Genomic DNA, 13,851 nt, shown 5'->3' on the forward strand with positions numbered 1-13,851 from the left:
CGAATCCCGCGGTTTTCGGCGAGTTCCAGGTAATTACCACATCAAAACCTGATCGCGCACGCCACCCGTGGAGCACGCTCTCCTAACAATTCTGAGAGCGCTCTCATGTCTTCTTCATGAGGATTGACCGGAGGGACCGCCGGCGCGCACGGAGCGAGGCGAAGCCGCCCCCGACCGAGGCGTCACCTCTCCCCCACCGTCGCCGCGGGTGCGTCCGGGCGGGCCGGCGGGCGGGCCGCAGGACGGTGAGACGGGCGTGTGCGGCCAGGCCGGAGTGGTGGGGCGGTGCCGGCCGGAATTCCGGCGGACCTGGTAGTCGTCCAGGCCGCACGCCCGCTTCGCGCTCCGCAGCACTCCTGGACCGCCCTGTGCGCCTGTGTGCCCGCATGTGCCCGGCACCCGCGGCCGTACGACCTCCCGGGTAAGCCCGAACGTCCCGAACGGCTGTTACACAACGATCATTGAGTGCGCTCGAGCGACCCCGGAATACTTCAGGACCCCGGGGTCGTACACGCATCCGAACGCGTCCCCGTGCGGGCCGGGCCCTCGCCCGCCCGATCCACTCCTGAGCAGGGACAATCTTGCGTAAACGATCAAAGAAGGCGTACGCCGTCGCCGCTGCGGCCGCCGTCGCCCTGACGGCGGGCATGACCGGCCCGGCATCGGCGAAGACCAGCAGTCCGGACTCGGTATCCCCGTTGCCTGCAAAGGACTTGGGGACGGCCGGCAGGACCGTACACACCGTCACATTGATCACCGGCGACCGGGTCCACGTGGACTCCCGTGGCAGGGTCGGCGGTATCCAGCGGGCCAAGGGCCGCGAGGACATGCCCTTCTTCACCCGGACCCACGACGGCCGTACCTATGTGGTGCCGCGTGACGCCCGGCGGCTGATCGCCGACGGCACGCTGGACCAGCGGCTGTTCGACATCACTGGACTCGCCGGACCGGAGTCCCGCAAGGCCAACCGGGCCGGGCTCAAGGTGATCGTCGGCTACCGGGGACCGGCGGCCAAGTCCGCCCGCGCCGAGGTGCGGTCCTCCGACGGCACCACCGTCCGCCGGACTCTGTCGGCCCTCGACGCCGATGCGGTCACCAGCGCCGGTGCCGGCACCACCGACAGCACGGGCTCACTGTGGGACGCCCTGACCCGTCAGCGGGGCGACGGGTCGGCGGCCACGACCTCAGGCATCACGCGCATCTGGCTGGACGGCGTACGGAAGGCGTCGCTCGACCGCAGCACCGGCCGGATCGGCGCCCCGGCTGCCTGGGCCCGCTCCTACGACGGCGCCGGTGTGAAGATCGCCGTCGTGGACACCGGGATCGACGCCACCCACCCGGACCTGACGGGCCGGGTGGTGGCGGAGCGGAACTTCAGTGCTTCTCCGGACGCCCGGGACCGTGTCGGACACGGCACGCACGTGGCCTCCGTCGCGGCCGGTACGGGGGCGAAGGACGCCCGGTTCAAAGGCGTGGCGCCCGGGGCCCAGTTGATCAATGCCAAGGTGCTGGACGACCGGGGCGTCGGTGACGACTCCGGCATTCTCGCGGGGGTCGACTGGGCCGTCGCCCAGGGTGCCGATGTCATCAACATGAGCCTGGGCAGCACCGACACCGTGGGGATCGACCCACTGGAGGCCCAGGTCAACAAGGTCTCCGCGGAGAAGGGCGTCCTGTTCGCGGTGGCCGCGGGCAACAGCGGGCCGGGGCGCGGCACGGTCGCGTCGCCGGGCAGCGCCGACGCGGCCCTGACGGTCGGCGCCGTCGACGACGACGATCTGATCGCCGACTTCTCCAGCGTCGGGCCCCGCACCGGTGACGGCGCGGTCAAGCCCGACATCACTGCGCCGGGCGTGGAGATCACGGCGGCCGCGGCGGCCGGCACCTCGGGACAGAACCCTCCCGGATACGTCAGCCTGAGCGGCACGTCGATGGCGACCCCGCACGTCGCGGGCGCCGCGGCGATCCTCAAGCAGAAGAACCCCACCTGGACGGGCGCACAGATCAAGGCTGTCCTGACCGCCTCGGCCAAGGACGGCTCCCACTCGGTCTTCCAACAGGGCGCGGGCCGGCTCACCGTGGACGAGGCGATCGACCAGACGCTCGTCTCCGAACCGGGCTCGGTCGGTCTGGGCACCCAGCAGTGGCCCCACACCGACGACATACCCGTCACCGAGCAGGTGCGGTACCGGAACAACGGGACCGCCGACGTGACCTTGGAACTGTCGCTGGCGGCGCCCACCGGCGGGGACGGAAAGCCCGCCCCGGCAGGGTTCTTCACCCTCGGGGCGCAGCGGATCACTGTCCCGGCGGGCGGCGACGCCGCCGTGGATCTGACGGCCGACACCCGGCTCGGTGGTACGGTCGACGGCTCGTACTCGGCCACGGTCGTCGCGTCCGGAGGTGGCCAGACCGTGCGCACCGCGGCAGCGGTGGAACGGGAGAGCGAGTCCTACGACGTCACCTTCAAGACCATCGGACGGGACGGCGCGTCCAGCACCACCTGGCAGGCCGACCTGAAGGGCTACCGCGAGTCCGCCGCAGGCCTGCGGTTCTTCCCGGATCTGTCGTCGGGCTCCACCACGGTCCGGCTGCCGCGCGGCACCTACAGCCTCGCTGCCGACATGCTGGTCGACCCCGCGGCCCCCCACAAGGGTGCCGATCTGATCAACAATCCGCAGCTCTCGGTGACCGGTCCCACCACGGTCACCCTCGATGCCCGGACCACCCGGCCCGTGGACTTCAAGGTGCCGGACGCGACCGCGCGCCCCACGCGCGCCGGAATGATGTACACCCTGAGCACACCCGAGACCTTCATCATCGAAGGGGGCGAGTTCAGCAGCTTCGACAACCTGCGCACCGCGTACCAGGGTCCCAGGATGGCCGACGACTCCCTCGCCCAGCAGTGGTCCGCCAACTGGGAGCGGGGCACCACCGAGTACAACGTCCTCACCGGTGGCCCGGTCCAGGAGCTGGCCACCGGATACAGCAAGACCTACACGCTCAAGGACATGGCCCTGGTGAAGGCGAGGATCGGGTCGTCCGTACCCGGCCTCGAGGGTGCCCTCGCCGCGCACGGCGTACTGGACTACGGAGGCGGCGTCGAGGCGCCCTACTCCGTGCAGTCGGCACCCGGAACGCGCAATGTGTATCTGTCCACGGCCGACGGGGCCGCCTGGAACATCGTCGCGGGTGTACTGGGCGAGGCGGACCCGGCGGGCTACCGGAGCTTCGACTCGGCATACGAGCTCGACGGGCCGCAGCGGTTCACGGCGGGGGCGACGTACACCGAGAGCTTCAATGTCGGTGTACTGGGGCCGCGGATGAAGGCGAACGACGGAATCGTGCGCGACGGCGACGACATCTACGGCGCGTTGCCTCTGGTCAGTGACGGGTCGGGCCATTCCGGGTTCGCCGAGTATTCCGGTGCGAGCACCACCATCCACCGCAACGGCCGGCTGTACACGCAGAAGGACGCCGCCATCGACCAGGAGCCCTTCACGCTGCCGTCGGACTCCGCCGCGTACACGGTGGCGACCACGATTCACCGGAACCCGACGTTCAACCGCACCGGGACCCGGATCGACGCCTCGTGGACCTTCGACTCGGCCCGCACCGCGAGCCCGACCGTGCTCCCGGTCTCCACGGTCCGCTTCCTGCCGCAGCTCGCGCTGGACTCCACCGTTCCGGCAGGCGGCAAGCAGACCGTCCCCGTCGAGGTGCAGGGCGCGGCGGCCGGCGGCAACCTGAAGTCCCTGCACGTCCTAGTGTCGTACGACGGCACGCAGTGGCTGCCCGTCCCGGTCAGTGACGACAAGATCACGGTACGCGCCCCGGAGAAGGGCAAGGCGATCTCGCTGAAGGCGCTCGTCACCGACAAGGATGACAACCGGTCGACGGTCACGATCCACGACGCCTTCTTCGGCAGGTGAGACACCATGGGGCGGTAACCCACGGGGGCGCACGACCGGGTGAGACCCCGACGGGCGGGACACGGCCCCGGGTGCGTTGACGGGAGCGGCCCGCCGGAACAAGGTTCCGGCGGGCCGCTCGCTTCCCGTGCGGGTCCCGCCAGGAAGCCTCGATCCTGCCGGGCCGGGTCCCGCCGGGTATCCGCGGGCCGCCCCAGGTCCGTCGGAACGGCCGGGCACCACCCGGGCCGGCGCGGTCGGCGGCAACCCGGCGGCGTACCCGGGGAATTGGCCTCTCCGCCCGGTGATCAGCCGTGCCCACGCCTCGGCCACGGCTCAGCGTGCCGGCACGGGGACCGGGCGAACGGGACACTCGGCCGGGGCGAGGCGCCCTTCCTGGCCGACCAGGCTCACGGACACGGCCCCCTGCGCATGCGCCGCGTACGCGGCCGTGCAGACGAGCTGGTCGCGGGCAGGGGCGGTCAGCCGTGTCACCCGCAGGCGCAGCTCGACGTCGACGGTGCGGCCGCGTGTCACGATCCGGTCCGCGACGGATGCCGCACGGGGCAGCGAGGGAGCACTGCGGAACCCGGCCCGCCGTTCGGCCTTGTCCGGCCCGGCGAGCAGGGCGGTGACGGCCGCGATCGGCGGGCGGGACTCGCTCATCTCCCCACTCACCGGGGGCGAACCGCCGACGCCGTCCCGCCGGTGCGACTCGTCCGGGCGGGCCGAGGAGTCATCCGGCCCGACGGAGCCCGCGACCCCGTTCGGCCACGGTGAATCGACGGTCCGTGGCACGGGCAGCAGTTCGTTGGCGGGGGAGAAGAAGAACAACAGCACACGTCCCTCGCGCGGGGGGAGCAGATCGGCGACAGCCGGGCTGCCGGCCTCGATCACGGCCGTCTCCTGGATACCGCAGCCTGCGACCGGTCCCCCGGCGAGCACGAGCAACGCGGCGAGCAGGACCACACGGAACGCCGGCCTCCTCATGCGGTGGCCTCCGTCCGGTCGCGGCTGTCCGCCGGCCCCGTGTCCCCGTGCGCGGACCACGGACCGTCCGCCCCGTCGCTGCCGGACGCGGGCCCGTCGAAGGGCAGCTCCACGGTGAACAGCGCGCCACCACCGGGCGCGTCCTCCGCGCGGATCGTGCCGCCGTGCAGCTGTACGTTCTCCGCGGTGATGGCGAGCCCGAGACCGCTGCCCGAGGAGCGGGAACGTGCGGCGTCCGCCTTGTAGAAGCGGTCGAAGATGTGCGGCAGCGCGTCCGGCGCGATCCCGGGGCCGCTGTCGCGCACCTCGGTGATCAGCGCATCCCCGCGTGCCGACAGTCGCACAGTGACCGGTTCCGCACCGTGGCGAAGGGCGTTGCCGACCAGGTTGGCCACGATGACGTCGAAGCGGCGAGGGTCCAGGCGGATACGGAGGCCGTCGGGCAGTTCCGCCCGGACCCGGCCGAGCCACCGCCTGCCGGACAGGGTGCTGCGCACGGCTTCCGCCGCATCCACCTCGTCGGCGTTGAGCTCCGCCGCGCGGGCGTCGAAGCGGGAGATCTCCATCAGATCCTCCACCAGCACGGCCAGTTTGCCGGTCTCCGCGCTGATCAGGCGCACCGCACGAGCGGTGTCCGGGGCGAGCGTCTCGGCGTCCTCGTCCACCACGTCCGTGACGGCGAGCATACCGGCGAGCGGGGTGCGCAACTCGTGCGAGACGTCCGAGGCGAAGCGCCGGGCCCGCGCCCCCGCGTCCCGCAACTCCTGGACGGAGCGTTCGAGTCGGGCTGCCGACTCGTTGAACGTCCTGGCCAGGTCGGCCATTTCGTCCCGGCCCTGTACGGGGATACGCGTGTCAAGCTGCCCACCCCCCATGGAGTGTGCGGCACGCCGCAGTTCACGGACGGGGCGTAGCACGCTGCGGGCCGCGAGCAGTGCGGGCACCAGGGCCACGGCCAGCCCGGGCAGCGCGCCGTCGCGGGCAGCGGTCACCAGTGCGTCGATGTCCACCTCCTCGTTGGTCATGGGCATCACGGCGAAGAGCACCAGGCCACTGGGCACCGCGTCGCCGCCGGCGACGACGCGGGTCATCACCGGCATCCCGATCGTCAGATACGCGCTCCCGTCCTTGACGACCCGCTCGAAGCTTCCGTGCGGCGAAGTGAGCGCGGTGCGGCGCAGCTCCGCGGTCAGAACACCGGAGACGGGCCGGTCACCTGAGGAGGCGCGCAACGAGCCGTACTCGGCGAAGACGATCCACGGATGGGGTTTGGCACGCGCCGCGATGTCGTAGAGGTACGACCGCAGCGAATCCGGATCGAGGGGCAGGCTGGGGACGAACCGCTCGACCTCCTCACGGAACGAGGCGACGGCCGTGTCCTGTGCACGCACGAGGACCGCGCTGCGCGCCTCCCGGTAGGTCAACGCGGCGGTCGTGGCGGCACTGACAGCGGCCACCAGCAGGAACGCGATCACCAGCCGGGTGCGCAGCCCGAACGCGGCGGTCGCTCCGGGCATCCTCATATCGGACCGAAGCGGTAGCCGAAGCCCCGCAGGGTCTGGATGTAGCGAGGACCGCGCGACGGATCCTCGATCTTGGCGCGTAGCCGGCGCACACAGGCGTCCACCAGACGGACGTCACTGTGGTAGCTGTGCTCCCAGACCTCCTCCAGGAGCCGCTGCCGGCTGAAGACCTGCTCCGGTACCGCGGACAGGTACAGCAGCAGCTTCAGTTCGGAGGGCGCGAGGGCCACGCTGTCGCCCGACTTGAGGACGGTGTGACCGGCGCGGTCGACGGCGAGTTCGCCGTGGTGCTCGACGGCGGGCCTCGCGTCGATCGGGCCTTCGATGCTGCGCAGCACGGCACGTATGCGGGCCTCGATGACCTCGGTGCGGGCGGGCTTGACGATGTAGTCGTCCGCACCCGCCTCCAGGCCGACGACGATGTCGATGTCGTCGCCGCGCGCGGTCAGCATGATGATCGGCAACTGGCTCGTCTCGCGCACCCGGCAACACACCTGGACGCCGCTCATGGCGGGCAGCATCAGGTCGAGCAGCAGGAGATCGGGGCGAAAGGCACGCAGGGCCTCCAGACCGGCCTCGCCGGTCGCGACGGCGAGGACCTCGTGCCCGCGCCGGCGCAGCCCGATCTCGACGCCCTCGCGCACGGAGGGGTCGTCTTCGACGAGGAGGACGCGTGGCATGGCGGTGTCTCCGGGGTCGTGGGGAACGGGGGTCGTAAGGGGTTCGCGACCGAGCGGCGGGGACGGAACCGAGGATCGCATGACCGCGGCCGTGATCGCCTGGGCGCTACCGGTCAGCAGGCGGTCCGCGTCGCCAGTGCCGGTGCGGACCTGTCCGGCTCAGCAGCCCGTCCGGCGCGGTCAGCCGCGGGGGCCGCGCCGTCGCGGTGGCGGCGGTTCCGGCGAACCGCCCTCCCGGCTCCGCCCGGCGCGCCACCAGGTGCCCCGGTACGGCGGCCGCAGCCGCGGCGACCGAGCACGCCGGCGCGGACGACGGCCGACCGGCGCGACCCGCCCTCGGCGCAGGGAGCAGCGCCCTGCCGCACCGCCCGGCGCCGTCCCGCCCGGTGCGCGGGGCCGGCGGGACCTCCGGCCAGGGGCATGAGGTGGCGACGGATCATGGTCGTCCTCCAGGAGGTGAGACAGCGGTACCTCCTCATCCTCCCAGGCGCGCGAGGTGATGACGGACGGTCAGACGTGCCGCGTGTGTACGGGGTTCGTCACCTCCTGAGGCCGAGCCGAGCCGGGAGTACGCACCGATTCCTCGTCGACGGAGAGTCGGGCACAGGCCGCTCGGCAGGCCGGGTCACTCGGAGGCATCGGCACCGACGCACGGAACGCGGTCATCCCGCCCGGCTCCGGCGTCGGAAGAAGCCAGGCACAGCGCCCGCCCCGGCCCCTCGGGCCATCGCATCTCGCTCACATCGGAATGCGCTGCGCCCGGGCGTACTGGTGGATCAGTTCGCCGCCGATCTCCGAGGCCAGCGCGGCGGTGATCCCGGACCTGTCCTGCGGCGGAGACACCCCCATCACCTCGAACCCGACCGGGCACAGGTCTCCGACGCAACGCAACAACCCGAGAACCTCCCGTGAGGTGAGCCCGCCCGGCACTCGAGTGCCGGTACCGGGAGCGAAGGCCGGGTCGGCGACGTCGACGGCCACCGAGACGTAGACGGGCCGTCGGCCGATCCGGTGCCGGACGACTCCGGCGGCACCCCTGACGCCCAGTCGGCCGAACCGGCCGACGTCCAGCATCACTCCTCCCTGGGCACGGCCGGGGGCACCGGCACCGCGCAGGCCGATCCGGACCACCGCGGACGGGTCGACGAGGTGTTCCTCGACCGCCTGGTGCAGGAAATCGCCCTGGGGGTGCGACCCCACGGGGTCCGCGGCCAGGTGGAGAAGGGCGACAGGACCGTGCCTCTCGGCCACGGCGCGCAGCGCCGCCACGGTCAGCGACCGGCCACCGCCGAGCAGCAGGACGGCGGCATTGCCTGCGAGCAGGTGGGACAGACGCTTGTACAGGACCTCGGGCACGGCGCCGGAGGCCCAGGGCGTCAGGTCGACGTCCCCGCCGTCCACACAGTCGACGAGGTCGAAGGTGCCCGGGCCACGGTCCCCGCCGGGAACGTGCGCGAGGGCGGACACGTCCCGAACGGCACCCGGCCCCAGGCGAGTGCCGGGGCAGCGGCCCGAATCGTCGTACGGCACACCGAGAACCACGAGGTCACGGGCCGTCGGATCCTGGTCGAGCGGCAGCCGCATGAACGTGAGGGGCCGCGCGCGGGAGCGCGCGGGCGGGGCGATGCGCTCCACGGTCGGAAGTTTCCTCCCCGGTTCGGCGCGCTGTCGGCAGCGGGCGGACGGACCGCCCTGGGACGGTCGGGGCGGCCTCCGGCCACTGTGCCCGGGACGGCTCTCCCCGCTCTCTCCCCCGCGGGACCGCAAAGACACGCTCTCCCCCCTGAACGGCGAAGACCCGGACGGCCGCGGGTCGTTCGGGCGGGAAGGCCTCGCCCCTTCCGCGCCCCTCCCCCGCGACACGCCCGCCATCCGGACCGGGAACCGGCCCCGTCGCGGACGGTAACGTGTTCGCGACTCCTGGTGTACGAAACGTGTGGGGAGACGATGGCGCAAAGGCGTACGGCTCTGAAGGGCCCGCGGGCGGCACCGAATGCCGCCTTCACGGGAGCGGGCCCGGCCGCACGACCACCCGCGGGCCGTCGGCGCGGCCCCTCCGCCGGCCGTGTCCGGTTGCGCTGGCTCGGCGTCAGCGGGTGGGAAATCGTGATCGGCCGAGGGCACCGCAGGCGGAGCATCCTGTTCGACCCCTATCTGAGCCGCATGCCCTTCACGGACGCCCAGGGCGTGGCGGAGCACGGCATCCCGCTGCGGCTCGACCACGAGGCGGTCGAGGCCGTCACGTCACGGCATCTCACCGGCGCCCCCGAGCTGATCCTGGTGAGCCACGGGCACTTCGACCACATGGCCGACGTCCCGCAGCTCCTCGCCCGGCCGGACTGGCGGCACTCACGCATCCGGGTGCTGTGCGACGCGACGGTGTCCAGCCTGCTCGCGGCCATGGGCACCCCGCGGCGGCGGCTCGCGGACGCCGTCCTGGTCGGGGGCGGGGAACACCTCCGGTTCGACGGGTACACGGTCGAGGTGTTCCGCAGCCTGCACAGCCGGCGCCCCGACTACGGCTACTTCGCCCCCGGCCACCGGCTGGTCCCGCCGCCCCGGCCCTCAGTACTGGGCGACCTCGTCGAGGGTGACACGCTCGCGTACCAGGTGTCCGTCGTGGGCGGGCCGTCGATCCTGCTCATGGGGGCGAGCAATTTCGCGGAACGGGAGATCGCCGGGATCCGCCCGGACGTGGCGGCGGTACCGATGACCACGACCGCAGCGGTCCACCGCTACCCCGGGCGGCTCCTCGCAGCCATCGGAAACCCGCGGGTGCTGATCGCCTGTCACCACGACGACATGGTCACCCCGCTGACGGGCCCGCCCGGCCTCCTGGCGGCCACCACCGCCGAGTCGTCGGTACGTCGACTGGCGGCGGCCGGGCCCGGCTCGCACGTCGTGGCCCCACGTCACCTGGAGGCCATGGACGTGGACGCCTTACTCACCTGAGTGGGGTGCCGTCCGCCGGCGTGCCGTACAGGTCCAGGTAGGAAGGGAAGAGACCGCCGGGAGTGTCGGTGGTCCGGGCGGCCAGCGCCGCGTGCACCACGGCCCGGGAGACCACGTCGGCACCCGCCGCGAGGATCTCGTTGGCCGCCGTCACCTCGGTGTGGGCCCGCCAGCCGGTACGGTCCGCGGTGCCGTCCTCGTCGCCGGCCAGAGGCAGCCGGCCGGTCGACAGCGCGAACACGGTGTCGCCGTCGGTCAGCAGGTGGACCGGCCGGATCGCCCGGGCCAGGCCGTCGTGCGCGGTGCCCGCCAGCTTCTGCGCCTGTGCGCGGCTGAGGGCGGCGTCGGTCGCCACGACGGCCAAGGTCGTGTTCAGCTGCCGTACCTCGTCGACCTGCCGCCGCCGGCTCTCCTCGCGCGCGGCGGCCAGACGTTCCCGTGCCCGGTCGTGCACCGCGGCGTCCGGGAACGGGGCGCGCAGCCCGCGGGCCCCGAACTCGCCGCCCACCTCCGTCCAGGCCCCGTACAAGGCACCGGTGGCCGGGTCCAGGAGCGAGCCGGACGCGTTGACCGCGGCCAGGGCCGCGACGGTCGCCCCGGACGGCAGGACGACGCTCGCCGTGCCGATGCCGCCCTTCATGCCGCCGGCCACCGCGCCCGTGCCGGCCCCCGCGCAGCCCTGGAGGACGGGCCCGCCCTCACCGGCGCGGTCCGCCTCCACGACGGCCTCCCTCCCCAGCGCCGCCCCCGGCCGGGCCGTCCAGAGACCGCCGCGCCCCAGGTCGAACAGGGCGGCGGCGGGCACGACCGGCACCACCTGGGTCGGGCCGGCGCCCACCCGGAAACCGCGGCCCCGTTCCTCCAGCCAGGCCGCCGCACCGGCCGCCGCCTCAAGGCCGAAGGCACTGCCACCGGTCAGCACCACCGCGTCGATACGCGCCACCAGGTTGCGCGGATCCAGGGCGTCGGTCTCCCGGGTCCCCGGTCCGCCGCCGCGTACGTCGACCGCCGCGACCACTCCGCCCTCCGGGGCGAGGACCGCGGTGACGCCGGTCAGCCAGCCGTCACCGGTGCGCGCGGCGTGCCCGACCCGGATCCCGGCCACGTCCGTCAACGCGTTCCGCGGTCCGGTGCGCGGTGCCGGCCCGGGTGTCCGCATCCCACTCATCCTCTGCCCTCTGTTCTCTCGCCTGCCTCGACGGCGCAGGTTCGCACCGCCGTCCCGCCCGTATGATCCTCCCGGCCCGCCGGAAGGGACGCTGATTCCCGCAGGCCCTTCCGGCCGGACCCGGTGTTCCCTACGCTTGTCGCTCGTGGCTGACGACCTGACGGACGGACCCGGCGCCGCCGTGCCGCCCTGGCTGACCGGCCTGGGCCGGAAGGCCTCCGGGGACCTCCCGCCGGAGCTCACGCGGTACGCGGGGCCGGTGCCCGTCCACGCACGGGGCTCCGCCGTCCTGGTGCTCTTCGGCACCGCCGGCCGGCGCCCGGACCTGCTCTTCCTGCGGCGTTCCGGAGCCCTGCGGGACCACCCCGGCCAGGTGTGCTTCCCCGGTGGCTCCTCAGCCCCCGGCGACGGCGGCCCCGTGCGCACCGCGCTGCGCGAGACGTGTGAGGAGACCGGGCTGGACCCGTCGGGCGTCCGGATCATCGGCGCGCTGGCCCCGCTGAACCTCGCCCACAGCGGCTTCTCGGTCGTTCCGGTGCTCGGCTGGTGGGGGGCGGGCGACCGGATCGCAGGGGACGGCGAGGAGATCGTGTCCGTCCACCGGGTGCCCCTGGCGGACCTCGCCGACCCCGGAGCGCGGCTGCTCATCCGGTTCCCGGACGGCCATCTGAGCCCCGGGTTCCTGGCCCGGAACCTGTTCGTGTGGGGGTTCACCGCCGCCCTCACCGCCTGGCTGCTGCGCCTCGGCGGCTGGGAGCGGCCCTGGGACGCCGGCCGGATCGAGGACCTGTCCGACGCCCGGCGCCGCTACGGAGGCGGACCGCCGCCCTGAGCCGGACGCGCGGCGGCGGTGTTCGCGCCGGGGCCGGCCCGCCGCAGTGCCCGTTCCCGCTGCCCCGCGCGGAAGCCGTCGACCGGTCCCGAGGACGAGCGCAGCAGCGCCAGGTACGCGGACGTCTCCACTGCGACGGCCTCCTCGACGGTGCGGCCGAGGCCGCCCATCACCGCCGCCTTCAGATGCCGCAGGCAGTCGCCCGGGACATCGGCCAGAGTGCGGGCGAACAGGGTGGTCTCCTCGCGGAGCCGGTCCCGCGGCACCGCGCGCAGCGCCAGCCCCTTGTCCACGGCCTCGGCCGCCGACAGCCACCGGCCGGTCATCAGCAGCTCCATCGCGGGCTGCAGGCCGATCTTCCGGACGGTGCGGTGGGTGGCGCCCGCACCCGGCATGTGACCGTACGGTGTGTGCACGTCGCCGATCCGGGCCTCCTCGGCGATCAGCACGAAGTCGCAGGCCACGACCATCTCGAAGCCGCTGGCCCGAGCCTTGGCCTGCACCATCGCGATCGTCGGCACCGGCATGCGCTCCAGGGCGAAGACGACCCGGTTGAGGCGTTCCAGGTAGGCGGCGAACAGGTCGGAGTCGGTCTCCTCGCCGTCGAGGACCTCGGTGAGGAAGCCGAGGTCGCTGCCTATGCAGAAGGCCCGGTCACCGGCACCGGTGAGGACGAGCACCCGGCTGGAGCCGTCCTCGGCGACCCGGGCGAAGGCGTCCAGCAGTTCGTGGTGCATCCGCTCGGTGGTGGCGTTGAGCCGCTCGGGCCGGTTGAGCGTGACCCAGGCGACACCGTCGGCCCGGTCCAGCAGGATCGTCTCGTACGCCGGGTCCTTCCCCTCCGCCGGGGTCACCGGGCGAGATCCGCCGCGAGCGGGCACCCGGTCATCGCCTCGCCGCGCACGGACGCGTCCGCCCGGACGAAGACCAGGGCGTAGGCGCGCCGGGGGCCGTCGGTGAGGTTCGGCCCGGAACCGTGCAGGGTGTTGGCGTGGTGGACCAGCGCGCTGCCCGCGGGCACCGGGTAGGCCACGGGTTCCTGTTCGCTGCGCGCCTCGACCAGAACGGCGCCCTCCTCCGGCCGGGTGTGTTCCACCCGGCCCCAGCGGTGGCTGCCGAGGACGTAGTGGACGCAGCCGTTCTCCGGCGTGGCGTCGTCCAGGGCCATCCACACGGTGACCGCCTCGGGCGGGGTGAGGTGCCAGTAACGGTTGTCCTGGTGCAGGACGAGACGGCTGCGGTCGCCCTTGCCGGCCGGCTTGTAGAAGGAGTGGTCGCGGAACAGGCGCACCGGTCCGCCGAGCAGGCGCTCCACCCGCCGGTAGAGGTCGGGGCGGCGGACCTGGGCCTCGCAGGCCGGGTCGGACTGCCACAGGTTCACCTTCTGCAGCAGGGCCAGGTCCAGCGGTCTGCCCCTGCGCTCCGACAGGTCACGGACCCCCTCGGCCGGCCGGCCGTCGTCGAAGAAGGCCCGCTCCACGCTTCCCCGGAGATCCGCCACCTGTCCGGGTGTCAGCACGTGGTCCCAGCGGACCACTCCGTCGCGTCGGAACACCTCGCGTTCACCGGCTGCCGGATCCGTGGTGGTCGTCGGCTCCACCGCGCCGGAGGGCAAGTGGGAAGCGGTCATGACACTCCTCGGGACGGGAGGGGCCGGGCGGTCGTGGTACGGCACGAGAGCCGGCCGGGCCGTTCCGCCGGACTCCGCAGCGATGCTGCCACAGGGGCGGCCCCCGGCCCATAGGCCGAGACGGCATCGTCGTGATGCGCCCACGGCATGACTCCCGCGGGCCGG

The 13,851-nt window shown here is 73.2% G+C and carries 10 protein-coding genes; 3 read left to right on the forward strand and 7 right to left on the reverse strand.

Translation table 11 applies throughout. The features are described from left to right. The first annotated feature begins 581 nt into the window (after positions 1-581). The gene (locus AB0F38_RS27180; protein WP_361898618.1) at positions 582-3,932 is read left to right on the forward strand and encodes a S8 family peptidase; all 3,351 of its coding nucleotides are present in this window, start codon (positions 582-584) and stop codon (positions 3,930-3,932) included. 315 nt (positions 3,933-4,247) lie between these two features. Here AB0F38_RS27180 and AB0F38_RS27185 read toward each other — a convergent pair whose 3' ends face one another. From AB0F38_RS27185 to AB0F38_RS27200, 4 genes are all read right to left on the reverse strand, one after another. Beyond that, the gene (locus tag AB0F38_RS27185; protein ID WP_361898621.1) at positions 4,248-4,901 is read right to left on the reverse strand and encodes a hypothetical protein; all 654 of its coding nucleotides are present in this window, start codon (positions 4,899-4,901) and stop codon (positions 4,248-4,250) included. Continuing rightward, on the reverse strand, positions 4,898-6,424 hold the full coding sequence (locus tag AB0F38_RS27190) for a HAMP domain-containing sensor histidine kinase (protein WP_361898624.1): 1,527 nt from the start codon (positions 6,422-6,424) through the stop codon (positions 4,898-4,900). The genes AB0F38_RS27185 and AB0F38_RS27190 overlap by 4 nt, the downstream gene beginning before the upstream one ends. Beyond that, the gene (locus AB0F38_RS27195; RefSeq protein WP_361898627.1) at positions 6,421-7,104 is read right to left on the reverse strand and encodes a response regulator transcription factor; all 684 of its coding nucleotides are present in this window, start codon (positions 7,102-7,104) and stop codon (positions 6,421-6,423) included. The genes AB0F38_RS27190 and AB0F38_RS27195 overlap by 4 nt, the downstream gene beginning before the upstream one ends. 738 nt (positions 7,105-7,842) lie before the next feature. Further along, positions 7,843-8,688, reverse strand: a complete 846-nt coding sequence (locus AB0F38_RS27200; RefSeq protein ID WP_361898757.1) for an arginase family protein — start codon at positions 8,686-8,688, stop codon at positions 7,843-7,845. Positions 8,689-9,210: 522 nt separating this feature from the next. Here AB0F38_RS27200 and AB0F38_RS27205 point away from each other — a divergent pair. Then, a complete protein-coding gene (locus AB0F38_RS27205; protein ID WP_361898630.1) occupies positions 9,211-10,056 on the forward strand; it encodes an MBL fold metallo-hydrolase in 846 nt (281 codons plus the stop codon). Here the strand turns inward: AB0F38_RS27205 and AB0F38_RS27210 are convergent. Beyond that, positions 10,049-11,224 carry a P1 family peptidase gene (locus AB0F38_RS27210; RefSeq protein WP_361898633.1) on the reverse strand — a complete coding sequence of 392 codons (1,176 nt, stop codon included), beginning with the start codon at positions 11,222-11,224 and terminating at the stop codon, positions 10,049-10,051. The two genes, AB0F38_RS27205 and AB0F38_RS27210, sit on opposite strands and share 8 nt — an antisense overlap. A 145-nt stretch (positions 11,225-11,369) precedes the next feature. Between AB0F38_RS27210 and AB0F38_RS27215 the strand changes: the two genes are divergently transcribed. Then, positions 11,370-12,056, forward strand: a complete 687-nt coding sequence (locus AB0F38_RS27215; protein WP_361898636.1) for a CoA pyrophosphatase — start codon at positions 11,370-11,372, stop codon at positions 12,054-12,056. Here AB0F38_RS27215 and AB0F38_RS27220 read toward each other — a convergent pair. Continuing rightward, complete coding sequence (locus AB0F38_RS27220) at positions 12,032-12,910, reverse strand: enoyl-CoA hydratase/isomerase family protein (protein WP_361898639.1); 879 nt, start codon at positions 12,908-12,910, stop codon at positions 12,032-12,034. The genes AB0F38_RS27215 and AB0F38_RS27220 overlap by 25 nt on opposite strands. Continuing rightward, positions 12,907-13,686, reverse strand: coding sequence for a phytanoyl-CoA dioxygenase family protein (locus tag AB0F38_RS27225; protein ID WP_361898642.1), 780 nt, complete (start codon positions 13,684-13,686; stop codon positions 12,907-12,909). Before AB0F38_RS27225 ends, AB0F38_RS27220 begins: the two co-directional genes overlap by 4 nt. Between the last annotated feature and the right edge of the window lie 165 nt (positions 13,687-13,851).

The sequence above is a fragment of the Streptomyces sp. NPDC025273 genome (genome assembly GCF_040638585.1).
GTDB lineage: Bacteria > Actinomycetota > Actinomycetes > Streptomycetales > Streptomycetaceae > Streptomyces > Streptomyces cinereorectus.